The sequence below is a fragment of the Clostridiales bacterium genome (assembly GCA_015243575.1).
Lineage (GTDB): Bacteria > Bacillota > Clostridia > Peptostreptococcales > Anaerovoracaceae > Anoxybacterium > Anoxybacterium hadale.
In genome coordinates this window covers 4,239,165-4,263,550 of sequence record CP042469.1, presented here as the reverse complement: position 1 = coordinate 4,263,550, position 24,386 = coordinate 4,239,165, and the positions used below count along the sequence as shown (strand labels likewise).

Genomic DNA, 24,386 nt, shown 5'->3' with positions numbered 1-24,386 from the left:
ATCAATTGTATTGTTCTTTGCTATTTTTTGCGCCTTTTAAAAGGCGCTTTTTTATTAAAGAAAGGAAAGGTCACATGGAATCAAGAGTGGCACTGATCGGAGTCATCATTGAGAATCATAATTCTGTGGAGGAACTAAACCGCATTCTACATCAGTATGCGGAGTATATTATCGGACGCATGGGCGTTCCCTATCCCAAGCGCGGCATATCCGTCATCAGCATTGCGCTGGATGCTCCCGGGGATGAAATCAGCTCTCTCTCCGGAAAACTAGGAATGCTGCCGGGAGTCAGCACCAAAACCATTTATTCTAAGATCAGCAATGAAGCACCGAAAGAAGGTTGAGCATGAAACACACTGAACTTGATATAACCGAACAACGGAACAATTTGAAGCAGCTCATTGATACACTGGAGCGAGATCAGAAACTTTCTTCCGAAGAATATGCACTGCTCATCGAGAGCAGAAGTGCAGAACTTAGCGAATACCTCTTTGAAAAAGCCCGCCGGATCAGGGAGCAGCACTACGGAACCGACGTGTATCTGCGCGGACTCATTGAATTTACAAATTACTGTAAAAACGACTGCTACTATTGCGGAATCCGCAGAAGCAATAAAAATGCAGCGCGATATCGGCTGACGAAGGAACAGATTTTGTTCTGCTGCGAAGAAGGATACCGCCTGGGCTTTCGTACCTTTGTACTCCAAGGCGGAGAAGACGGTCATTTTAGTGACACAGTTCTTATTGAAATCATCCGTGCAATCAAGAGCCGCTTTCCAGACTGTGCCATTACCCTTTCCATTGGAGAGCGTACTGCAGAAAGCTATCGGGCATATTATGAGGCTGGCGCAGAACGGTATCTGCTCCGCCACGAAACGGCAGATCCAGATCACTACAGCAAGCTCCATCCTGAATCAATGACACTGGCAAGCCGAAAACAATGTCTTTGGGAATTGAAGCAGATCGGATATCAAGTTGGCTGCGGTTTTATGGTCGGTTCCCCCGGTCAGACAACGGCACACCTTGCTTCGGACCTGATATTTTTGCAGGAACTTCAACCTCAGATGGTTGGAATCGGCCCCTTTATCCCCCACCACGATACGCCCTTTGCAAAGGAGCCATCCGGAACTGCTGAGCTGACGCTGTTCCTCCTCGGACTGATCCGCCTTATGCTCCCCGCAGTACTGCTGCCTGCGACCACTGCGCTGGGAACCATCGATCCCATGGGCAGAGAAAAAGGAATTCTGGCGGGTGGTAATGTGGTCATGCCCAATCTATCCCCCAGAGACGTTCGAGATAAGTATCTTCTGTACGACAACAAGATCTGCACCGGCGACGAAGCCGCCGAATGCCGCCACTGCATAGAAGGCCGAATGAATAGAGTCGGTTATCAAGTCGTTGTCGCAAGAGGAGATTCAAAATTGATTAATCAGGAATCCGATGGCACTCGATGTCCATCCGAAACGCTGTAAGGAGGGATTGAATATGAACGATATAGAAGCGATGAACGATATAGATGCTGCGAAGCACACAACAGATACGAAGGATATGAATCAAGGGAAGCGGTATGAGGTAACCTCCGCTAAAGCTGCCGAATTTATCAGCCATGATGAAATACTGGAAACCCTCGCTTATGCCGAATCCCATAAACAGGACACTGCCTTGATTGATTCAATTCTGGAAAAAGCCAGTCAGAGAAAGGGATTGACCCACCGTGAATCTGCCGTTCTTTTAGAATGCGATTTGGAAGAGCAGAACAATAGAATTTACACTCTTGCAGAGCAGATGAAAAAGGATATTTACGGAAATCGAATTGTTTTGTTTGCACCCCTCTATCTATCAAATTACTGCATTAACGGCTGCGTATACTGCCCCTATCACGCCAAGAACCGTCATATCGCACGAAAAAAACTGACGCAGGAGGAAATCCGCAAAGAGGTCATCGCACTTCAGGACATGGGCCATAAGCGTCTTGCCATCGAGGCGGGAGAAGATCCACAAAATAATCCCATAGAATATATCTTGGAAAGCATAGAGACCATCTACGGGATTCACCATAAGAATGGTGCGATCCGGCGTGTTAACGTCAATATCGCCGCTACTACAGTTGAAAACTACAGGAAGCTAAAAGATGCAGGGATCGGTACCTATATTCTGTTTCAGGAGACCTATCATCAAAAGAGCTACGAAGCGCTCCATCCAACGGGCCCAAAGCATGATTATGCATATCATACTGAAGCCATGGATCGCGCGATGGAAGGCGGCATCGATGATGTCGGCCTCGGCGTCCTCTTTGGACTGGAACTTTATCGCTATGATTTTGTAGGGCTTTTGATGCATGCAGAACATTTGGAAGCAGCCTACGGAGTAGGCCCACACACCATCAGCGTTCCCAGAATCAGGCACGCCGACGGCATTGACGCTGATTCATTTGACAACGGAATTACAGATGATGCCTTCGCTAAAATTGTAGCCTGCATCAGACTTGCGGTGCCATATACCGGAATGATTGTCTCCACCCGTGAGAGTCAGCGTTGCCGGGAGCGAGTCCTCCACCTTGGAGTTTCGCAGGTCAGCGGAGGTTCCAGAACCAGTGTGGGCGGCTATGCAGAGCCGGAACCGGACGATATGAAGTCAGAACAGTTTGATGTTGCGGATACCAGAACGCTGGATGAAGTGGTCAAATGGCTCATGGAGCTTGGCTATATTCCAAGCTTCTGCACTGCATGTTATCGTGAAGGCCGAACGGGAGACCGTTTTATGGCCCTGAGCAAGAACGGTGAAATACAAAACTGTTGTCACCCCAATGCCCTGATGACGCTTAAAGAGTATCTGGAAGACTATTCCTCTCCAGAAACAAAACAAATCGGAGAAAGCCTGATCTCATCTGAGCTTTCCAATATTCCAAGAGAAAAGGTACGTGAGCTGGTAATTCGAAATTTGAATGAAATCAGCGGCGGCTTTCGAGATTTCAGATTATAGGCAACGACTTTATTCGAGTTTTAGTTGCATCAACTCCCGACATTATAAGACATTGTAAAGGCAAAAGCAGTCAAATCGACAATTGATCGAAATGGCTGTTTTTTTCCATTTTTTTGTGTCACCTTATGTCGTTTTTCGCTTAACTTTGTTGAGCGAAACGTTTCCTACTTTTTTTCAGCTCTGATATAATGATGTAGAAATTTCGAAAAACAAAGAAGATTTTGTAGCGAGGAAGGGAAATATGGGGGTCTATTACCAACAGGACAATGACCAGTTTTATGATGCCTTTTTTAAAAACAGCGTCACCGCGATGCTGATAATTGATTATGAAACACTGAAAATTGTCGACGCAAACTATGCTGCCTGTAAATTTTATAAATACAGCTATCAGGAATTCTTGAAGTTAAAGATTACCGATCTAAACACACTTCGATCGGATCAGGTTTATACACAGCTAAATCTGGCTGCTTCACACGTAAAGAACAGTTTCACTTTTAAGCATAAGCTCTCGACAGGGGAAATCAAAAATGTGCTGGTAAACTCAGGCGTCGTCAATATTAATCAAAAAAATTACATACATACCATCGTATTTGATATCACGGATCGCGAAGTATCCCTGAAACCGGTATCTCAGATGCAGGCGATTTTGGACAACCTACCCTTTGTTGCCTGGTTTAAAGATCTTCAGGGCAGGTATATGGCAATTAATAAATCCTTCGAGGATCAATACGGTTGTCTGAAAGAAAATGTTGTCGGAAAATATGATTTTGAGATATTCACCAAAGCACAAGCAGACACCTTTCTTTTCGGGGATATTGACATTATAACAAAGAAGAAAAAAGTGCATTTCGAGGAGAAGAATGAAAACGGAAGGTGGAATGAGGTTTATAAAAGCCCGGTATATAATGAGTACGGCAATATTATCGGAACCACCGGTATTACCAGGGACATCACGGACAAAAAGCTTCAGGAAAAAGCCTTGCATGATGCCGGAAGAAGAGAGATGCTGCTGCTGCAGGAAACCATTGAACTTAAAGACAATTTTATCACTTTGATCACCCACGAATTCAAAACACCGATTGCCATCATCAATGCAGCAATACAAACCATGGAAATTGTATGCAAGGATGACATCACTGCAAAGATGAAAAACTATCTTAATAAAATAAAACAGAATTCGCTGAGACAGCAGCGCCTGGTTGATAATTTGCTTGATATCACCAGACTAAAGGCTGGCAGAATGAAATCCAGCTTTACCAATGTGGAAATAGTGTCTTTCACAAATGAAATTGTTGAGTCTGTAAAGCTCTATGCAGATCAAAAGCTGCTGAGACTGACCTTTCAATCATCCTGCAAAACACTCATGGTCTCTACCGATATTGAAAAATACGAAAGAATCATTCTTAATTTACTTTCCAACGCCATCAAGTTCACCCCAGCAAATAAAAGCATCAACGTCATATTATATAAAAAGGGTTCCTATCTAAAGGTGGATATCAAGGATAAGGGAATCGGTATTCCAGACGATAAGAAATCCATTATATTTGAACGTTTTGGTCAGGCGGATACTTCTCTGACCCGTCAGGCTGAAGGTACCGGAATCGGTTTGTACTTGGTCAAGCTTATGGTGGATAACCTGGGCGGAACCATAGATGTATCCAGTGAAGTGGATTATGGCTCAACCTTCTCCATATCGCTGCCGCTTCAGTTAGGCAGCCCAAAAAAGGCGCATGTAATTAATGAAAGTAAGATTTTACAGGCCACCTCATTGGAGTTCTCTGACATCATATTGTAAAGGCTGAAATATCATACAGAATGCCTCAATTCTCCAAATTTTTTGAGTGCCGGTGAATACGAAACCACGGTTTCGGTTCATCGGCATTCTTCATGTCTATTTTGGATTTTGTATATTTTCAAGATGCGCATCTGATACTAAGATAACAAAATACTCATTAAAATTGGGAGGATATTATGGAAGAGCTTTACTTGGAGACGAAAAACGGAAAAAAACCCATCGATGCTGAAACAACTCAAAAGTATCATTTGAAGGCAGGAGATTATGCCCCATTTTCGGGACAAATAATCACCGGCTCTGCCCCATCGGAAAGCGCAGCTGAGCGCCGTGACAGCGAATCCTCGATTCGTCAGGATTTTTATAACCTCGCGGAGCAGGGTTATCACGATGATGAGATTGATCAGATGGATAATGGTTTTGAATTTTCACAGTCAGAAATTCTTGATTTTGCGCAGGGTACAGATTCCTATACGGATCATTAGAGAAGTGGCTATGTCAGCAGAATATCCTGTTATAACCTTTTTCGTACCTGCTGGAGGCGCAGTTTCAAGATCATATTTATGTCGGTACAGGCTGCTCGGTATTCAAGATCATATTTATGTCGGTACAGGCTGCGCAGTATTCGATGTCAGCCTGCCGACCTTCCTCAGTATTTACTGTTTTCCAAGAAACATCGATCGAATTGAAAATAGATTAAATATTTTTCCAATCAAACGGCAGGTCTTATTGACATGGAAAAAAGGAAAGAATAATATATATGTAGTGTCCACCAATCAACGAAGCTCAATATGTTGTATTTCTATCCATCTACTTAGGTAACTTTGGAGGTAATCTACTGTGCTGAAACAAATTATCAAACGCGACCGTTCTATTGTTCTTTTCAAAAAGGAAAAGATCGTTTTAGCAATTTTCAAAGCTGCGAAGGCTGTCGGCGGAGATAACTTCGCAACCTCGGAGAAGCTTGCCGAGGAAGCAGTGAGAATGGCTGAGATCAGGTATCCTGATGGTATTGCTGAAGTGGAAGGCATCCAGGATATCGTGGAAAAGGTTCTCATTGAAAATGGCCACGCCAAAACAGCAAAAGCCTACATACTCTACCGGGAAAAGCGTCGTTCAGCGAGGGAATCCAATGCTCTGATCGGAGCGACAATCAATATGTTCGGCGAATATCTGAACGATTCCGACTGGCAGATCAACGAAAATGCAAATACGCAAAAATCGATTAATGGTCTGAACAATTACGTGCGGGAAGCTTTTACCCAGAATTATTGGCTCCATGAAATCTATTCTGAAGAAATTAGGGATGCCCATCTCTCAGGAGATATTCATATCCATGATCTGGGCTTTTTCGGTCCTTATTGTGCCGGCTGGGATCTGCGGCAGATTCTGATGAATGGCTTCGGCGGCGTGCCTGGCAAAGTCGAATCAAAGCCACCAAAGCACCTGCGTAGCTTTTTAGGGCAGATTGTCAATTCTACCTTTACGACACAAGGAGAGACAGCAGGCGCACAGGCCTGGTCCTCCTTTGATACGTACTGTGCCCCCTTTATCCACTATGATAACCTTGACTATAAAACGGTAAAACAAGCCCTTCAGGAGTTTATCTTTAACTTGAATGTACCAACACGCGTTGGTTTTCAATGCCCCTTTTCGAACCTTACCTTTGATTTGGTTCCCCCGTCCACACTTCGGAATGAATATGTGATTTTGGGCGGCAAGCTTATGGATAAAACCTACGGTTCCTTTCAGAAAGAAATGGATCTGCTGAATACGGCTTTCTGCGATGTAATGATGGAAGGCGATTCCAAGGGTCGAGTGTTTACCTTCCCCATTCCCACCATTAACGTAACCAAGGATTTCGACTGGGAAAGCCCTGTGATTCAAAAGATTATGGAAATCACCTGCAAATACGGGATTCCCTATTTTTCAAACTATATCAACTCGGATCTTTCCCCCGAGGATGCGCTCTCAATGTGCTGCCGATTGCGGCTTGACACCAGTGAGCTTCGTAAACGAGGAGGAGGACTTTTCGGCTCCAATCCGCTGACTGGCTCCATCGGGGTTGTCACCATCAATCTGCCGCGTCTTGCTTACATATCAGCCAGTGAATCAGAGTTCAAAACCAGGCTCTGGCAACAGATGAATATCGCCCGAAACAGTCTGGAAATCAAAAGAAAGGTCATTGAAGAGCAGACAGCCAAGGGACTTTACCCCTATTCGGCAAATTATCTGAATGGAGTCTACGAACGAACAGGAAATTATTGGTTCAACCATTTTAACACCATCGGACTATTGGGGATGAATGAGGCTTGCCTGAATCTTCTGGGTTCTGAGTATGATCTTACAAGTCCGGAAGGCCAGGCTTTTTCCGTGCGCACCCTTACCTATATGCGAGATGTGATCAAGGACATTCAGGAGGAGACCGGAAATTATTACAATTTGGAGGCAACCCCGGCGGAAGGAACCAGCTATCGTCTCGCCCAGAAAGACAAGAAACGCTATCCTGGAATTATTACTGCTGGTGAAAAGTCTCCTTACTATACCAATTCCTCTCAGCTGCCAGTGGGATTTACAGATGATATTTTCGAAACTCTTGATCTGCAGGATGAACTTCAGTCTCTCTATACCGGCGGAACAGTGCTTCATCTTTATCTGGGAGAAGAAATTAAGGATGTGAGCGCTGCCAAGAGGCTGATCCAAAAAGCCTTTACCAACTACAAGCTGCCATATATCTCCCTTACTCCTACTTTTTCGATCTGCAACAATCACGGTTATCTCTCCGGCGAACATTTTTCATGTCCGGAGTGCGGTTCTTCCACAGAGGTATGGAGCAGAGTCGTAGGTTATCTGCGACCCGTGCAAAACTTTAACCGAGGAAAAAAAGAAGAGTACAAGGAACGGGTCAAATATGTGATTAAGGAGTAAGCTCTATGAATATTTCTGGCATCGTTAAAAGTTCACTGATCGATTATCCCGGTCTGATCTCTTGCGTGATTTTCGTTCCGGGGTGTAATTACACATGCTTTTACTGCCACAATCGCCAGTTGGTTGACGGCAGCCATGTGCTGCTTTCTCCCCGCTATGTGATGGATTTTCTAGAAAAAAGAGCAGGTCTGCTGGACGGTGCCGTTATTTCCGGGGGAGAGCCTACGCTTCAGGCGGGGCTGCTCCCCTTTCTCACCAGCTTAAAACAACTAGGATATCAGGTCAAGCTTGATACCAATGGATCTAATCCACATATTATCGAAGCATTGATTCACAGCAATCTCTGCAATTATTTCGCTGTGGACTATAAAGCACCGGCCACACGTTATCCCAGCATTTGCGGGATGGATTCCGATGCATCGAAAGTACTTAAAACCCTTGAGATCCTTCTGGACAATGAAGTTCCTTTTGAAGTCAGAACTACAGTATTTCCAGAATTGGGCGCAGAAGATCTGATGGTTATGGCACAGGAGCTTCCCGTCGTTCCCCGCTATGTACTGAATCGATACAGGCCCCCAGAGAAATTTCTTCCGGAGGATGAGCTTCGCATCAGAAGAAAAGCCCCTACACCAGAGGAGCTTCAATTTTTTGCTGCCTGCGTTTCTGCATATCAGCCAAATGTTTTTATCTGATTTGCAACCGTATTGCATATTTAATCTAAATTTTATCAATCAGCAAACGAATATATTCGGTTTTTCCTATTATATATCTAAATTATGTCGATTCAATCATATGATTTTGTTAACATATGTTACCTCCGTAACTCGTTTAAAATCCTTTGCCTCTCCACCTCATTTCATGGGTAAAATCCACATTTTTCTTACGAAGCGGGTCAGCTTTCCTCTGATCGTTCTTTTACCCAATTTCGACAATTCAACTACTTAATCCCCTCATTAAGTTCTTAATTCATTGAATCAATCCAATTAATTTTGATTATGAATCAAAACTTGTCAAAAACCGACATTTGCGTCTTTTCTTCTGTTCGTGGTTTTTTGTATCCTGAGGTGTTTTTTTATTCTCTGGACAAGACATGCTCTAATTCTTCGTTTTTGGTAATATCCGCAACGGATAAGATATTGAACTGTTTAAGGATCTTAACGGCATTGAGATTATCTAGTGGTGTCAGAATCAAAGAGTCCTCCCCAAATTCATTAACCAACTCAGTTGCTTTTGCCGTATCAATATTTGTTCTGGGTCCCCCCACACAGCCTCCCTTGCAGGCCATACCCTCTATGAAGTTTGCTCTGTCCTTTCCTTGACTGCGCAGCGTTTCCAGGAGCTCGCGGCATTCCTTAACGCCGTCTACCTTTTTGGATTTCAACTTAATGAGCCGTGTGGGATCAAGCCGATTGACTACCATTTTTACAGAAAAGCTGACCCCCCCTGTCCTTGCATAAACTCGCCCTCCCAAAGAGGCCAAATCTTTGTCATTGGGAGGCAAATCCTCCAAATTAATATCAAGCGCATGAAAGATTTCCTTTAGCTCTCTAAAATTGATTACGAAATCCACAGCTCCTTTCAGCCCTTCCTCCAGCGCCTCTGCTTTCTTGGCGGTACAGGGAGCAAAAAAAACGATCTTTGCGTCTGGATAAAGCCGCTTGAGGATCCTGCCTGACGCGATCATAGGGGAAACCGAAGGAGATAGATGTTCATAGATATCCGGGTAATTCCTTTTAATCAGGTTAAACCAGACCGGGCAGCAACAGCTGGTAAGAAAAAAGTCTTCTTCCTTTTTAACGAGCCGATTAAATTCAAATGCCTCCTTAATGGTCAGAATATCTGCAAACAGAGCAACTTCAATCATGTCGTCAAAGCCCATCTTCTGAAATGCAGTTCGCAGCTTTCCCATGGTCACATTCTCACCGAATTGTCCTGTGATAGCCGGTGCAACCACAGCAAAAATGGGTGACTTGCGCTCTTTCAGCAGTTCCACCATGGGCAGAAATTCAATCTTCTCTGCAATTGCACCAAAATCGCAGTCTGCTGCGCAGAATCCGCATTCAATGCATTCATCCCGCTCCTCTTCCGGTTCCTTGTGGTATAATGGGCTTTCATACTTTCCAGTGGTATCACAGCGGCATTTCTTGTCACCGCAATGGGCACAAGGCCCTTCCAATCTTGAGATGAGCGGCTTATGAACGCCCCTGTTCCTCCGAAGCATCTGAAGTTCCTCTTCAAAGAGCTCCTTGCCGTTTGGATCAAGACCCATTGCCAGCCGAATGTGATCCTTGATAAATGGGATCTCATGCTCTCCATAACCGTATTTCTCCTTGATTTCGGCGGCTAGATCATCAAGGTCTGAGATATAATTCAAGCTCCCGTTCCAATACCTTCTCACAAGCTCGCTGAAGATATGCATTCTCTTTTCGTTGAATCCAATAAACCGATCTTCCAACTTCGTCTTTCCTCTCTTCCAATTTCGCATTTCCTCTTATATAGGAACATCCTTCCGAACCACGCCTTTAGCTTTCGTGTTTCAGCTTCGAGACTGCAATGTACTAGTCTTTCCTTTTCTATTTGTGTTTCCAATGAGTGGTTCAATTATTCAAAACCATTAAGATTTGTTTATTGCTTCTCATGCACGCTGCAGCTCCTCCTCTTCATATATTGATAGAAAAAACGGAGGTGATTATCATGCAGGAAGCTACCACTTCGATTGCTTCCCCCGAAAGCTACAACACCATGACACTGACGGGACAAGGCCGGGTTATGGCACAGCCAGATTTAGCGGTCATTCGCTTGGGTGTGCAGACAGATGGCGTAGATCTTGATACGATTCAACCCCAAAACGCACAGATTACACAAAATGTCCTGGATGCGCTGCAGGAAGGCGGGATTGAAAATATCCGCACCGTTCAGTATACCATCGATAAGCTCTATGACTATGAGAACGGAACGCAAGTCGACCGCGGATTCAAGGTTATCAATCTGATGGAAATCCGAGCCGAGGACCTGTCCGGCGTAGGCAATATAGTTGATACTGCTGTGAGCGCGGGTGCAAATCTGATTGAAATGATTTCCTTTGAAGCATCGGAGCCTTCGGTCTACTACCAGCAGGCACTGAACATGGCGATGATGGATGCGATCGACAAAGCAAGAACACTGTCGAGAAGTCTCCGTCTCCGCACCAACCTGACCCCGATTAAAATTGTAGAAAGCGGAAGTGTTATCACGCCACCTCTGCCTTATCAAAGAGAGCTGGCCTCAACACCAGTCTTGCCGGGAGATATTTCTATCGAAGCATCCTTGACAGCAGTGTTTGCTTATTGATGGACAGATGTTCGTTAGAGGGCCAAATCGGAATGCCTCTCCGCCCCATTCTGCGGAAAGGCATCCCTTGAGGCTGCAAGGGCCTAGACCAATCGTTGATCGCTGCTGCTTCTGCGGCAGCAAACTCACTCACTGCCTAAAAGAACCTTCTTTGTTGCAATATTTTCGTAAAAAGCAGCGTCGTGCTCGACGAATAACAGTGTCGGCTTATACTTCAGCAGCATTTCCTCAATCTGCATTCTTGAGATGACATCAATAAAGTTCAGCGGCTCATCCCAGATATAAAGATGTGCCTTCTGACACAAGCTTGCGGCAATCAGAACCTTTTTCTTCTGCCCTTCACTGAAATCGCTGATATCTTTTTCAAATTGTACTCTCGAAAAATCCAATTTCCGCAGAATCGCTTTAAAAAGACTTTCATCAATCCCTTCTGAAGCGGCATAGTCCTTCAGATTCCCCTTAAGATGAGAGGTCTCTTGGGATACATAGGAGAGGATCAGCTTACTGCCGATTCTCAGATTCCCTGTAAACGTAAGATTTTCTCCCAGAATCAGTTTCATGATACTAGATTTGCCCGACCCATTTTTTCCGGCAATCGCAATTCGGTCTTCGGAATCAATAGAAAAGCTCACCTTTTCCACCGCTGGTCTGCCGTCATAATAAATTGAGAGGCCTTCTGCTTCGACCAGCCGGCTGCTGTGATAACCCAGCGGCTTAATGGACAAGTCATCCGCTGTTTCGAGGTTCTTCAGCAGCTTTGATTTTTCCTCTATCGCATTCTCCTGCCGCAGCTCCAGATTTTTAGACCGTTTCATCATCTTTGCCGCCTTATGACCAGTATATCCCTTATCCGCTTTAATCCCTGATAGGAGAAGTCCATTTTTTGTGCTTTCCACCTTATCAGACCAGGCAGCGGTGCGCCTGGCGGCTTCTGTGAGGCCTTTAATCTCCTTTTTCAGCTTTTCATTTTCTGCAAGTTCAAATTGATCCTGAATCTCCTTGTTGTACTGCCAGCTGCTAAAGTTCCCCTTCTGTACCTCGATGTTATTTTTGTTAATAGAAAGGATATGATCGACACACTGATCCAAAAAAGTTCTGTCATGGGATACAAGGATAAAACCTTTTTTTGATCTTAGATAACGGCCCACCAATTCTCTCGCTTCCATATCCAAATGATTGGTTGGTTCATCGATGAGCAGAAATCGAGCTTCCTTCAGGAATAAAGCAGCAAGGAGAATCTTTGTCCTCTCGCCGTTGCTCAGTGTTGAGAAGGGGCGATAAAGGACTTCTTCCTCCACATCCAGCAGGGAAAGCTCCTTTTGAAGTCTCCAGTATTCATAGTCCGAAACAGTCCTATCAATTACGGTTAGGGTATCGTCGTTCATATCCCCTACCTCATAAGGGAAATAGTCGAAGCCTTCGGAAGCGTGAATCGTTCCGCTGTACTCATATTTGCCCATTAGAAGATTCAGCAGGGTGGTTTTTCCCCTTCCGTTTCTACCTGTGAGCCCTAGTTTCCAATCAGAGTCAATTTGAAACGAGACGTTTTCGAATACCGGATCATGACTTCCATCATAACTGAAGGTCAAGTTTTTTATATTAATTAATGACATAATGCAATGCACCTCCTAAAAATGTCTCCATTTTGTACAGTATAAAACGGCATTTTCCGCTATACAAAAAAAGCTGCAAGAAAATAATTTCCTGCAACTCAAAGAAAGCGGCGCAAAGCCTATTACGATCTGATCCTCGGAACAGATCCTTCCGTATGTTATGAGTGAAAGAAATACGTAATTTTCTTGCTTATGGCACATCAAGAACGCGGGCTTTCCGCTTATACTCAGGGGGCTTCCTTGAATTTGCTAAATCGCCTAAGGAGATCCCTGCTTGTTTGTACCAGTTCTATTTTTAAGCAAGATTATTTACGCATCTTTCCACCTCAAATCCTTTTTTATATGTTTTACGCTATTTATTATATTGTATTCCTATTTCGCTGTCAACAGTATTCCATTTTTTGTAAATTTATTCAGTAATAAAACTTGATTGAGAATCGCCCAGAATCAGTCCATAGACATTGATCTGGTTGGCTTGATTTCTTCAACTGGTTGGGTACAAATCACCTGATAACTGATACGATTGAATTGAAGTTCGATCCCTAACTTTTAAACCCTGGTTTTATCCAAACAGAAAGGACGATGAAAAACATGAAAATAAACGATTTTAAGCTGGAAGTCTACTTTGAACAGTACGAATTCTCTGCCCCCTACCTCCTCACTCAGTCAGACTGTGAGTCCATGGAACTCGGTCAGCTCCTTGCCTTAGAACCCGGCGCTCAGGAGAAGCTGATGAAAAGCTGGCTCGGATATACCGAGGTTCAGGGCAACCCTGAGCTTCGAAGTCTGGTATCCGCGCTCTACCAGTCTATTGGAGAAGAGAATGTAATCATGCATACCGGTGCCCAGGAGGCAATCTTTGATTACATGAATGTCCTGCTGGAAAAGGGAGATCACGTAATCTCTATGTTTCCCGTTTATCAGTCTCTCTACGAGGTAGCACATGCGGAAGGCTGTGAGGTTTCTCGCTGGGAACTCAAGGCTGGAGAACAGGGCTGGGCCATTGACTTTGATGAGCTGGAAGCATTGATTCGCCCCAATACGAAGTTGATTGCGGTCAACACCCCAAACAATCCCACAGGCTATACCTTCGGCGAGGATGAGATGAAGCAGCTCTGTTCCATTGCTGAAAAGCACGGCATTTACCTTTTCTCCGATGAGGTTTACCGTGGATTGGAGCTTGACGGGAACACAAGACCCTGTGCCGCAGACCTATATGACAAAGCAGCATCTCTTGGTGTCATGTCCAAGGCTTATGGCCTGTCTGGACTACGCATTGGCTGGGTTGCTACGAAAGATACCGATATGATCAGCAAAATGAAAAAGTTCAAGCATTACATGAGCATCTGCAACAGCGCTCCTTCAGAGATTCTATCTATTATCGCCCTCAATCACGGCGATAAAATCCTTCAAAAAAACAAAAGCATTATCAAAGAAAACCTGACCCTTGCGGATTGCTTCTTTGAGAAGTATGACAGCCTTTTTAAAAACTACCGCCCCATTTCCGGCCCCATCGCCTTTCACAAGATGGAAATTGACCGACCTATTGAGGATTTCTGCGAGGATTTGGTTCGCAAGTCCGGAGTTTTGCTGCTCCCGGCGAATATCTATTCCTATCCCGGCTCCTTTTTCCGAATGGGATATGGACGGAAATCGTTCTCAGAAAGCCTGAATCGGTTCGAACAATATCTCATTGAGAAAGGTTTGGTCTAAGCGATGAAAACCTTACTGTTAAATAGAGATGATGTGCAGTGCCTGCTCAGCCCTGAGGAGGTCATCGCTGCTGTCAAATCTTCCTATATTGCCTATTCCGGCGGTCAGACGATCCAACCTTCCATTGTATCCATCGAGATACCACAATACTGCGGCGAAATGGATGTAAAGGCATCCTATTCCCGCAATACCGAGGTAATCTCCGTAAAATGCGCTTCCGGTTTTTACGAAAACAAAAAAAATGGAGGACTCCCAAACAGCATGAGTACACTGCTGTTATTTGACGGAACCACCGGCTTTCCTCTCTGCATTCTTGACGCAAGTCTCATCACAGGCTGGCGTACCGGTGCTGCCGGGGCGATCTCGGCCAGCCTTCTAGCCAGGGCAGATTCCAGGACAGCTGCAATCATAGGCACCGGCGACCAGGCCAGAATGCAGCTTCGGGCATTGAAAACCGTAATCGATCTCCACGAGATTCGTCTTTGGGGCAGATCTTCAGAACAGATGCACGCTTACTGGGGTGAAATGGCCAAGGAAATGGGTTGTGATATCCATTTGTGCCCATCCCCGGAGGAGGCTGTACGTGAAGCGGATATCATCGTGACGACAACACCTTCCTCAGCACCTCTCATCCGGCAGGACTGGGTTTCACCCGGAACCCATATCATTGCGGTCGGTGCGGACATGGAAGGCAAGCAGGAGCTTGATCCCATGTTATTCCAAGGTGCGAAAATCGTTGTTGACAGTCTCTCTCAATGCAGAGTACGCGGCGAGATTCAGAATCCTCTCCGTCTTGGGATCATCAGCGAAGAATGTATTCACGGTGAGATCGGACAGATTCTGGCGGGAGAAAAAGCTGGACGGGAAAAGGATTCTGAAATCACCATCTTTGATCTGACCGGCATGGCAGTTCAGGATAACTTCACTGCTGCCAAAATATATCAGCGTGCCCTTGCACTGAAGCGCGGAACGTATTATGATTTTATTAAGTAAGACGTATTATGATTCATAAGAGAACAGAATGATACGAATCAATTCAGAGGGGTGGTTAAAATGAAATTTTATATCGTGGATGCCTTTGCAGATACCCTGTTTGGAGGCAATCCTGCCGGCGTTGTGATTCTGGACGATGGCATGGATTTTCCTCATTCGGAACAGATGAGAAAAACTGCCGCAGAGCTTCGTTATTCAGAGACAGCCTTCATCAAGCCTATGGGGCACAATCAATTCCAAATCAGATATTTCACACCGGCATCAGAGGTAGACCTATGCGGCCATGCTACCATTGGATCATTCGTTGCCCTAGCGGACGCGGGACTTACCGCTCCAGGCACTGACTGCATCTGCTGCACCCTTGCCGGGGATCTGAACATTCAGGTTTCTGACGGTTCTGTCCTGATGGATATGAGCGCACCGGAAGCAATTGGAGAAATAGCGGACAACATGGAGCAAAAGGAACTGTATGAAATCATGGGAATCAGGCCCAAGCACCAGGGAGAGATCCTATTCGAAGGCCAGCTCATTCCTGAGAGCAAGCGCCTGTCCGAAGGAAAGACCGGTCGCCTCTTAATACCGGAAATCATTTCTACTGGACTTCCGGATATTCTGCTCCCCGTTGAAAATGAGGCGGCGCTTGCTTCCATCGCTCCTGATTTTTCCGCTCTTTCACGCCTGTCGGAACGCTACGGTGTCGTCGGAGTTCACGCTTTCACGGTGAACTCGGAGGATGGTGCGGTGCACTGCAGGAATTTTGCACCTCTTTATGATATCGATGAGGAAGCTGCAACGGGAACTTCAAACGGCGCACTTACATACTACCTCTATAAAAACGGCTTAATCTCCGAGAATGCCGTGGTTCGATACATTCAAGGGGAAGCCATGGCACGGCCATCTGTCATCACAGGCAGATTGTCCTTAGTGGATGGGGCGGTTAACATTCAGGTTGGAGGAAGTGCAGTGATTCTGGTTCGGGGAACTATTGATCTATAAAAAATTAGGAACGCTGATTGAGTGGAGTGTAACAGAAAGGCACGGGATACACAAGTGAAAAGGGAAGTTGGACGGGTTTATATTGACTGGACTCCCGATAAAGGGAGCGACCATCCCGTATATCAGCAGATCGTTGACTATATCAGCGGAAAAATATCTTCAGGGGATTGGATTATCGGCAGCCTGCTGCCTTCCCAGCGCACTCTGGCGGAACGTTTTGGCGTGAACAGAAGCACAGTTGTCCGAGCACTGGAAGAGTTGATTTCATACGGTATTTTGGAGGGAGAACCAGGCAGAGGCACCATCGTCAGAAGCAACACCTGGTCACTTCTGATGTCAACCGCTCCCCCTGATTGGGGCAGCTATGTAAAATCGGGAGCGTTCCAAGAAAACGTTCCGACCATTCAAACGATCAATAAGCTGGAATTTAAAAAAGATATCATACGTCTTGGCACAGGGGAACTATCTCCGGATCTTTTTCCCAGAGAATTGATGAGCGAACTGTTTCATCGGCTTTCCCAGAAGGTTCCTTCTCTGAACTACTTGGAGCCCCTCGGCTTGCCCGAATTGCGGGAAGCTCTTTCCCAGCGGCTGAAAAAACAGGGAATCGATGCAGATCCATCCTGTATTCTGATCACATCCGGCTCGCTCCAGGCATTGCAGCTGATTTCAGTCTGCATTCTGAAACCCGGCTCAGTAGTATACACAGAGGCACCTTCTTATCTCAAGTCTCTGCAGGTGTTCCCTTCCGCAGGCATGAGGCTGTCAGGTGTCCCTATGGATCGCGAAGGCCTTCTCTATTGGACGATTAAGGAGGAAGATGCGCTCCTTTATACAATTCCAACCTATCACAACCCCACAGGGATTCTAATGTCTGAAAGCCGCAGGCAGGAGCTCTTTCGCTTCTGCAGCAGCCGCCGACTTCCCATGATTGAGGATGATGCTTACGGAGATCTGTGGCTGGAAGAGCGTCCCCCAAGGCCATTGAAGGCTTTGGATAAAAACGGGATGATCCTCTATCTCGGTACCATTTCAAAGACGCTGGCACCAGGACTTCGCATCGGTTGGCTGGTAGGGCCCCAATCTGTTGTGGAACGGCTGGGTGACGTGAAAATGCAGGTGGATTATGGGGCAAGCTCTCTCTCCCAGTGGGCCGTTACAGAACTTTTCAAAAGCGGTCTTTATGATGATTATCTAACAGGACTTCGCATTGAATTGAAGAAGCGCAGGGATCGGTGCCTGCAGCTTTTGGACCAGTATATGAGTGGCCTAGCCAAGTGGGATATCCCCAGAGGCAGCTTCTATATCTGGCTCCGTCTAGTAGGAAGAATTCAGGTGGACCAATTGTTTCAGCTGATGCTCAAGGATAATATTCTCATCAATCCCGGAAATGTCTATGACTTTGAGAAGAACCAATCTGTTCGGCTCTCCTACTCTTATGCCAGCGAGAAAGAAATGGAAACCGGGATCAGGAAACTTGCAGAAGTGCTTAGAGATCTGACCTAAGTCTCCAAGTCGAAACGCTCCATAAGCTGACTCATGCGACTGAATTCCTCGTATCGTTTCATAAAGCGGGGCTGCCGCACTAGTGTTTGAAAAAACATTGGTGCACAGCCCATTTTTTACACGTCGTTCAGTTTTGCCCCGCACTTGGGGCAGTAGTTCACATCAAGTTTGATACTTCTTAAAGTAACTTTCTGCTTCGGTCGATATGCGCAGAGAATCGAACTGATTGATTTCTCGTCAAAACCCACGAAGACCTGATCCGGATTTGAGAATTGCTCGTCGATGCAGCCGCAGCTGAATTTTTTCATTTTGATCGCCTCCCTTACGTCCACTTTTATAATTGCGCAGACAATATCTTCAACGATTTATTATGTCCCAAGATCGTGCTGTTATACTTTACGGAATCTTAACGTTCTCTTAAGTTTTATCCCGCCGAAAGGAGTACTTTTTGTCTAGAAGGGAGATGTTACTATGAGAAGAAGATACGGTTCTGAGATTCTGTTTGTTATAACAGCATCCGTCAGCATAATCCTGATTGCCGGCTGGATTTTCTATTATCAATGAATGCCCCGAACCATACGAGACATGCGTGTCGTTATGTTCGACAGGGCATAAAATAGCAGCTGTAATAGGATATCGCCCATACTCACTGCCTTTGACAACAAAAAACACACATGTCGTTTTTTTGAATGTGTGTTTTATATCATCAATTGACAAAATCGTCGACATACCTCTATTCCATTGAAAAACCAATGCTATTAAGCATTGGTTTCTTTAATTTAACATTAATATTAGGCTGCTATTCGCGCTTTCCTATTTGTTCCTTTTCCGGCAAAAAAGATTCACGCATGTCTCTTTTGTGATTTTATGTGAAATGCAACATTACGTTCCTGTCGCTTTTCGATTTTTCTCTGAAATTTACATTCCTGTCGCTTTTCGGCGCAATCTTTCACAAGCTGCTCAGGCGACTGCTTATGATCTGTTTCTCCTGGACAAAAAGAAGACACCAAGACCGATCAGAAACACTGCCAAGAGCAGTTCATCTGGAATTTGAGGCACAAAATTCTTGAGTAGAACAGAACCGCCCAGCAACAGAAAAATAATTCCAAGAACAATCGTACCGTTGCCTCTGCCTCTGCCTGACTGCGGATCATAGTCCATAGGCCGGTAGTTTTCTGCATCACTGCCATCACGTTCATAATCTCTTGAGACATCTCGGTACGCGGCACCCGGATAATTTTCCGGCATGATGATTGCCGCAATAATATACGCGATAAGTCCTGCGCCTCCCATTAGGGTAAATACGACCCAAAGCAATCTAACGATAACGGAGTCTATGGCAAAATACTCGCCAATTCCTCCGCACACTCCAGCCAGCACTTTGTCATTTGATGATTTATACAGTTTTCTTTCCATTCTCTATCCCGCCTTAATTGATTATCATAATTTGCATAGAACCACCATCGTAGTTCTTTTTCGTTTATAAATTGTATTCTACTTATATTATAAAAGGTATTCCAAATTGATACAATCATGCTACCCTTAAAAGAATATTAAAAAAAGATTAAAATCTTTGTTCTTATTTCTCTGGTTTCTCTGTTTTACATATATTTAACCATGATTTAACGAGATTGCGATCGTTCATTGGAGATTTTTCTAATAAAATTGAATTAGGAGGTGTTCAAATGAACTTTATCCCAAGTACATTGCATAGTGTTCTAACAGGTCTTCTATGGTTCACAAGCTTTCTTTTGATCCTATATGGATTATATTATTTTGTCATTGCGCTCTTCTCCGTCAGACGACTTTATTCTGTTAATACAAGAGCACCGGAAAACAAGTTTGCCATTTTGATCGCTGCAAGAAACGAAGCGGAAGTGATCGAGCATCTGATCAGAAGTTTAAAGCTCCAGGATTATCCGAAAGAGCTGTATGAAATTTTTGTTATTCCTAACAATTGTACTGACAAAACAAAGGAAATCGCCGAAATAGCAGGGGCTTCTATCCTTACATGTCCAATAAAAACAAAATCCAAAGGAGAGGTTCTCTCATTTGCTGTCGATACCTTTTTAAATTCTACAAATGGTTCTGAACGATTTGATGCATTCTGTATCTTTGACGCAGACAACCTTGTCCATCCCAATTTTTTGAGAGAGATGAATCATCTACTATGTTCCGGCGCCCACGCCGCACAAGGACGCAGGGAGAGCAAAAATCCTACCGATACCATTATTTCATCATGTTACACCATTTATTATAATTCCCTCAACAGGCTCTATAATCATTCCAGAAGCGCTCTCGGACTATCTTCTGTCGTCAATGGCACCGGATTTATGTTCAGCACAACTGCAATCAGGAACCTAGGGGGCTGGCAGACGGGTACGCTTACGGAAGATCTGGAATTTAGCGCACTATGTGCATTAAATGGGATTCGGATTCATTGGTCTCCCAATGCAGTGGTATATGATGAGCAGCCGCTTACCTTTGTCCAGTCGTGGCATCAGAGAAAGCGATGGTCCTCCGGTATGCAGCAATGCCTTAGAAAATACTGGCAGCCCTTGCTGCGCAGCGCAGTAAAAAGAAGAAATCTTCATTGCCTGGATATTTTACTCATGTTCCTTGCAACGCATGTTCAAGTGGTTGGTTTTTTGTCCTTCGTTCTAACTCTGCTTTTGAGTGCTCTGAACATTAGCTACAGTTTGTTCCCTCAAACAGACCTGGCCTTTCGTTTATTCCTCTCCTTTGATACCTCTTATTTTGCGGCGTCTGCAACGGCAGTGGCGGCATTGATGCTGGAAAGAAAAAGTCTGTCAAAGCACCTTTGGGGCATTCTGTTTACCTGGCTGTTTCTGACGAGCTGGATTCCGATTAATCTCCTTTGTTTGTTTCATAAGTCCGAAGACTGGAAACCCATCGACCATGTCAAAGGCGTTAGCCTAAAGGAGGTTCTCTCCATCCAGTCCGATTAGTTCCTTTTCTCTTCATCCAATTCCGATTATCTGTTTTTGGTTGGGATACTTCCTTTGTTTGCAAGCTGTATCGATTCTTATTCTTTTCGCAGAATAAAGCTAAGGTGTCTGCCGCAAGCCTTATCCTCCCTGTAGGAAAAGCAATCTTTCGCCTCATACGTACAGGTACGATCGATGAAAATTCGTTCCGGGTTGACCCCCGCCAGCTCACATTGGCGCTTTACGGTCAGCTGGTTATCGATATGATATTTCCGTCTCTCCCTGTGATAAGAGATCAAATCGTTTGCATATTCCAATTGCGAAAACTGCAAGCTGACATCCTCATCCACTTCAAATCGGTCTGCACTCAGTGAAGCCCCGATGAATACGGAGAGTTCGTCCAGGTTGCAGTTCTCTTGTTTTTTTATCCGCTCAAGAAACTTTGGTGTGATTTCCTTCACAGTACCCTGCCAGCCGGAATGAATGGTTCCTATGAGACCTGTTTTTTCATGATACAGGATTACAGGAACGCAGTCCGCAGTAAAGCAGCACAAGAGCAATCCCGGCTCATAGGTGTACAAAGCATCTGTATCAGCAATGGCTGTGTCCGCACGCATTGACCCTCGTCCTCGTTCTCCTGCACCAACCCGCCTGATATTCGCACTGTGGGTCTGGTTCGTACAAACAAAGTTGTCCAGGCTGCATCCAACTTCTTCTGCAAGTTTTCTTCTGTTGGCGAGAACAGCTTCCTGATCCCTACATACGTGAAGTGCCATGTTATTACGTTCCGGCTCGGAATCAGCCGCAAAGGTCATACCTGCCACAATTCTTTTATTGTTGAGCCAATATTCGGTTTTCACGGAGTTTCCCCTTTCTAGTACTGTCGGAATATTTAAAGCTCCCCTGTTTCTCAAAATAGTCACCTGTTTGTCAAAATAGTCACCTGTTTGTCAAAAAATATATCGCCTGATTACTCCCACCTGTTGTTCAAAACATCTTCCGTGAAAATCCTTGCAACATCTGGATCAAACTGGGTTCCCGCATGGTTCCTGATTTCTAAAATAGCCTCATGGTCGCTCAGGGCTTTTCGATAGGGCCTTTCACTGGTCATGGCATCGTAGCTGTCAGCTACAGCGATAATTCTTGAAAGCTGGGGGATTTCGGTACCACTGAGCCCCTTGGGATATCCGCCCCCATCCCATCTTTCATGATGAGCCCAGATGCATTCTGCCAGATCGAGCATTTCGTCTGAAGCGCTCAAGATTCTGTATCCAATGTCTGGGTGCCTTTTAATTTCGATAAATTCCAGATCAGATAGTCTGCCCGGCTTATTCAAAATACCTTCGCCAATTGCAATCTTACCGATATCGTGGAGAAGTCCTACTACTTTCAGCTTATGAATGTCAATCTCAGAAAGCCCCATGACCTTCCCGATTTTCTGGCACAGCTCACTTACCCGTTTGGAATGCTGCTCTTCTCTGTAATTCTTTTCATGAAGGGTATTGATGATCGTACCGATAATATTCCCTCGCAGACTCTGGCTCTCGAGGAGCTTATGCTTATACATATAATCTTCCGCACTTTTGAGAACCTTCATGATATCTTCATCGGCAGAATATTTTGTTTCCCACCCGAAAGAGATATTGATGTTGACGGAATTGACATATTCCTCAGAATAAAGCTGGCGAATTTTTTGTATCAGGCGTTCCGCATCTTCGCCCTTGGTGTTCGGCAAGAGAATCACAAATTCATCACCGCCCCAGCGAGCAACCAGATCTTGTTCCCTGCATGCTGCTTGGATGGCAGCAGCAGCTTTCTGAAGCAATTCATCTCCTTTATCATGCCCGAAGGCATCGTTGACCATCCGAAGACCGTTCACATCACCAATGATAATGGAGATCGGAAGGTTCTCTTCACAGTCGAACCGTTTTATTTCATTTTCATAATACCTTCTATTGTAAACTCCCGTTAGTTTATCGTAATAATTCAGGAACCTGATTTCATCCTCGGTTTTCTTCCGTTCCGTTACATCCCGCAGAGCAATCATGTAGCAATCTGCTTTTCCTGATAGAAAATGCATTACTTTGGTAATCTGCGCAGAATACCATACCTCAAGTTCATTTACACGGTATGGAAAGATATGCGGTGCGATAACATCCTCTGTTTCCAGCCTCTTCAGCCCTCTTTCCAGCAAGGCGCACAGTTCATAAGGAAGTACATCATAGTAATAATTCCCGATAAACTCCTCTGGGTAGAGGCAAACCTCCTGGGAGATCGGGCGATTCCATTCTAAAAATCTGCCGGAGCGATCCAGTAAAATAATATGATCCTGCATGGAGTCGAATAACCGGTTTAGCTTACTGCTCGCTTCCATGTACATGAGTTTTGATAAGCTGCTGTCAACTACTGTCATTACAAAAGCTTTGTAATATTCCAGTAGGGATCGTATTTTTTCTTTGGAGATTCTGGGAACCTCCTGCAATGCCGATAGGTACTGCTCTTCATCAAAGCCAAACTCCGCTGCCTGCTTTTTATATAAATCCAAGTTGATGAGTTCATCTTCATGAAAGTACGGCCCTATGAATAAGGTGGCAAGGTGTTCCTTTTCAATGATGAGGGGAACCGCTGCGTCCCACATATGATTCAGGCACTTATATGCCACAAAATCATCATATCCAATATGCATTTTGATGCACTGATCACTAATTTTACATCGCTTTGCTGTTTCAGGGTGTTTCCTGTGGTAACTGGAACAAATTCCATTCCATCCTGCTGAGGCAAGCGCATTTCCATCCATATCCATAATTCCTACGGGAATTCCCACGACTTTGTTCAGGTTCTCAAACATTGTCTGAAGTGCTTCAAAATTGATTAGTTCTTCCAGTTTCCAACTGCCCACCATTCGCCTGCTCTCCTGCATATCTTCTGCAAATTTGACGTATCGCACTTATTATAGCACAGTGTGCTCCAATTGTCTGATTGTCAAAAAACTTTTCTGAGGGAGCATCGTCTTAATGCTCCCAGTCTTTTCGTATTTTTACTTGATAATCAGAATGCTTCCATGTATTATGATTATGTATGAATAAACACAGATATTTAAAGGGAGGAACTATGAGCAATAACTTACTCGGGAAACAAAAGAAAATCGCTTTGATCGCCCATGATCACAGAAAAAAGGATATGATTGAATGGGCCCTGAAGAACAAAGAGCTTCTGAGCGGTCACTTTCTTTGTGGGACCGGAACCACTGCCTCTCTCATTGCTGAAGAAACCGGCCTGCCGGTCAAGCCATATAAGAGCGGCCCGCTGGGGGGAGACCAACAGATCGGCGCGATGATTTCAGAAGGAAAGGTGGATTTCATGGTCTTTTTCTGGGACCCGCTTACATCACAGCCTCATGATCCGGATGTAAAAGCACTCCTTAGAATCGCAGTGCTCTACGACATACCGGCTGCAATGAATCGTTCTACTGCCGATTACCTTTTGACTTCACCGCTTATGAACAGTGAGCACGAGCGTCATATCATCACCTACCAAAATTCAGTCAAGGTAAAATAACAGCAAAAGAAAAACACGGTCTGCAAAG

20 protein-coding genes are annotated in these 24,386 nt (G+C 44.8%); 14 read left to right on the top strand and 6 right to left on the bottom strand.

What is annotated here, in order from left to right; genetic code table 11:
* The first annotated feature begins 74 nt into the window (after positions 1 to 74).
* The 7 genes from FRZ06_18680 to FRZ06_18650 all read left to right on the top strand — a co-directional run bounded on the left by FRZ06_18680 (position 75) and on the right by FRZ06_18650 (position 8,393).
* A complete protein-coding gene (locus FRZ06_18680) occupies positions 75 to 344 on the top strand; it encodes an iron-only hydrogenase system regulator (protein QOX65231.1) in 270 nt (89 codons plus the stop codon).
* 2 nt (positions 345 to 346) lie between these two features.
* Positions 347 to 1,471 carry a [FeFe] hydrogenase H-cluster radical SAM maturase HydE gene (gene hydE / locus FRZ06_18675; protein QOX65230.1) on the top strand — a complete coding sequence of 375 codons (1,125 nt, stop codon included), beginning with the start codon at positions 347 to 349 and terminating at the stop codon, positions 1,469 to 1,471.
* A gap of 76 nt (positions 1,472 to 1,547) precedes the next feature.
* Positions 1,548 to 2,981, top strand: a complete 1,434-nt coding sequence (hydG, locus tag FRZ06_18670; protein ID QOX66011.1) for a [FeFe] hydrogenase H-cluster radical SAM maturase HydG — start codon at positions 1,548 to 1,550, stop codon at positions 2,979 to 2,981.
* Between the two features lie 241 nt (positions 2,982 to 3,222).
* Positions 3,223 to 4,776: a PAS domain-containing sensor histidine kinase gene (locus tag FRZ06_18665; GenBank protein QOX65229.1), complete on the top strand. Its 1,554-nt coding sequence runs from the start codon at positions 3,223 to 3,225 to the stop codon at positions 4,774 to 4,776.
* A gap of 176 nt (positions 4,777 to 4,952) precedes the next feature.
* Positions 4,953 to 5,258 (top strand): hypothetical protein, encoded by a 306-nt coding sequence (locus FRZ06_18660; protein ID QOX65228.1) that lies wholly within the window; start codon positions 4,953 to 4,955, stop codon positions 5,256 to 5,258.
* Between the two features lie 355 nt (positions 5,259 to 5,613).
* A complete protein-coding gene (locus tag FRZ06_18655; GenBank protein QOX65227.1) occupies positions 5,614 to 7,701 on the top strand; it encodes a ribonucleoside triphosphate reductase in 2,088 nt (695 codons plus the stop codon).
* A 5-nt stretch (positions 7,702 to 7,706) separates the two neighbouring features.
* The gene (locus FRZ06_18650; GenBank protein ID QOX65226.1) at positions 7,707 to 8,393 is read left to right on the top strand and encodes an anaerobic ribonucleoside-triphosphate reductase activating protein; all 687 of its coding nucleotides are present in this window, start codon (positions 7,707 to 7,709) and stop codon (positions 8,391 to 8,393) included.
* A 380-nt stretch (positions 8,394 to 8,773) separates the two neighbouring features.
* Here the strand turns inward: FRZ06_18650 and FRZ06_18645 are convergent, their stop codons facing one another.
* Positions 8,774 to 10,156, bottom strand: a complete 1,383-nt coding sequence (locus tag FRZ06_18645) for an iron hydrogenase (protein ID QOX66010.1) — start codon at positions 10,154 to 10,156, stop codon at positions 8,774 to 8,776.
* A 137-nt stretch (positions 10,157 to 10,293) separates the two neighbouring features.
* Between FRZ06_18645 and FRZ06_18640 the strand changes: the two genes are divergently transcribed.
* Positions 10,294 to 11,031: a DUF541 domain-containing protein gene (locus tag FRZ06_18640; GenBank protein QOX65225.1), complete on the top strand. Its 738-nt coding sequence runs from the start codon at positions 10,294 to 10,296 to the stop codon at positions 11,029 to 11,031.
* Between the two features lie 125 nt (positions 11,032 to 11,156).
* Here FRZ06_18640 and abc-f read toward each other — a convergent pair whose 3' ends face one another.
* On the bottom strand, positions 11,157 to 12,644 hold the full coding sequence (gene abc-f / locus FRZ06_18635) for an ABC-F type ribosomal protection protein (GenBank protein ID QOX65224.1): 1,488 nt from the start codon (positions 12,642 to 12,644) through the stop codon (positions 11,157 to 11,159).
* A gap of 591 nt (positions 12,645 to 13,235) precedes the next feature.
* Between abc-f and FRZ06_18630 the strand changes: the two genes are divergently transcribed.
* Genes FRZ06_18630 through FRZ06_18615 form a run of 4 tightly spaced genes read left to right on the top strand, consistent with a single transcriptional unit; the run spans position 13,236 to position 17,852 of the window.
* The gene (locus FRZ06_18630) at positions 13,236 to 14,357 is read left to right on the top strand and encodes an aminotransferase class I/II-fold pyridoxal phosphate-dependent enzyme (GenBank protein ID QOX65223.1); all 1,122 of its coding nucleotides are present in this window, start codon (positions 13,236 to 13,238) and stop codon (positions 14,355 to 14,357) included.
* A 3-nt stretch (positions 14,358 to 14,360) separates the two neighbouring features.
* A complete protein-coding gene (locus FRZ06_18625; GenBank protein QOX65222.1) occupies positions 14,361 to 15,350 on the top strand; it encodes an ornithine cyclodeaminase family protein in 990 nt (329 codons plus the stop codon).
* A gap of 60 nt (positions 15,351 to 15,410) precedes the next feature.
* Complete coding sequence (locus tag FRZ06_18620) at positions 15,411 to 16,346, top strand: PhzF family phenazine biosynthesis protein (GenBank protein ID QOX65221.1); 936 nt, start codon at positions 15,411 to 15,413, stop codon at positions 16,344 to 16,346.
* Between the two features lie 54 nt (positions 16,347 to 16,400).
* Complete coding sequence (locus FRZ06_18615) at positions 16,401 to 17,852, top strand: PLP-dependent aminotransferase family protein (protein QOX65220.1); 1,452 nt, start codon at positions 16,401 to 16,403, stop codon at positions 17,850 to 17,852.
* 116 nt (positions 17,853 to 17,968) lie between these two features.
* Here the strand turns inward: FRZ06_18615 and FRZ06_18610 are convergent, their stop codons facing one another.
* Positions 17,969 to 18,160, bottom strand: coding sequence for a hypothetical protein (locus FRZ06_18610; GenBank protein QOX65219.1), 192 nt, complete (start codon positions 18,158 to 18,160; stop codon positions 17,969 to 17,971).
* A 664-nt stretch (positions 18,161 to 18,824) separates the two neighbouring features.
* Positions 18,825 to 19,268 carry a PspC domain-containing protein gene (locus tag FRZ06_18605; GenBank protein ID QOX65218.1) on the bottom strand — a complete coding sequence of 148 codons (444 nt, stop codon included), beginning with the start codon at positions 19,266 to 19,268 and terminating at the stop codon, positions 18,825 to 18,827.
* A 269-nt stretch (positions 19,269 to 19,537) separates the two neighbouring features.
* Between FRZ06_18605 and FRZ06_18600 the strand changes: the two genes are divergently transcribed.
* A complete protein-coding gene (locus FRZ06_18600; protein ID QOX65217.1) occupies positions 19,538 to 20,821 on the top strand; it encodes a glycosyltransferase in 1,284 nt (427 codons plus the stop codon).
* 77 nt (positions 20,822 to 20,898) lie between these two features.
* Here FRZ06_18600 and pgeF read toward each other — a convergent pair whose 3' ends face one another.
* Positions 20,899 to 21,660, bottom strand: a complete 762-nt coding sequence (pgeF, locus tag FRZ06_18595) for a peptidoglycan editing factor PgeF (protein QOX65216.1) — start codon at positions 21,658 to 21,660, stop codon at positions 20,899 to 20,901.
* Between the two features lie 110 nt (positions 21,661 to 21,770).
* Positions 21,771 to 23,720, bottom strand: coding sequence for a diguanylate cyclase (locus FRZ06_18590; protein ID QOX65215.1), 1,950 nt, complete (start codon positions 23,718 to 23,720; stop codon positions 21,771 to 21,773).
* 191 nt (positions 23,721 to 23,911) lie between these two features.
* On the opposite strand from FRZ06_18590, the gene FRZ06_18585 reads away from it, so the two are divergent.
* On the top strand, positions 23,912 to 24,358 hold the full coding sequence (locus FRZ06_18585) for a methylglyoxal synthase (GenBank protein ID QOX65214.1): 447 nt from the start codon (positions 23,912 to 23,914) through the stop codon (positions 24,356 to 24,358).
* The last annotated feature ends 28 nt before the right edge of the window (positions 24,359 to 24,386 follow it).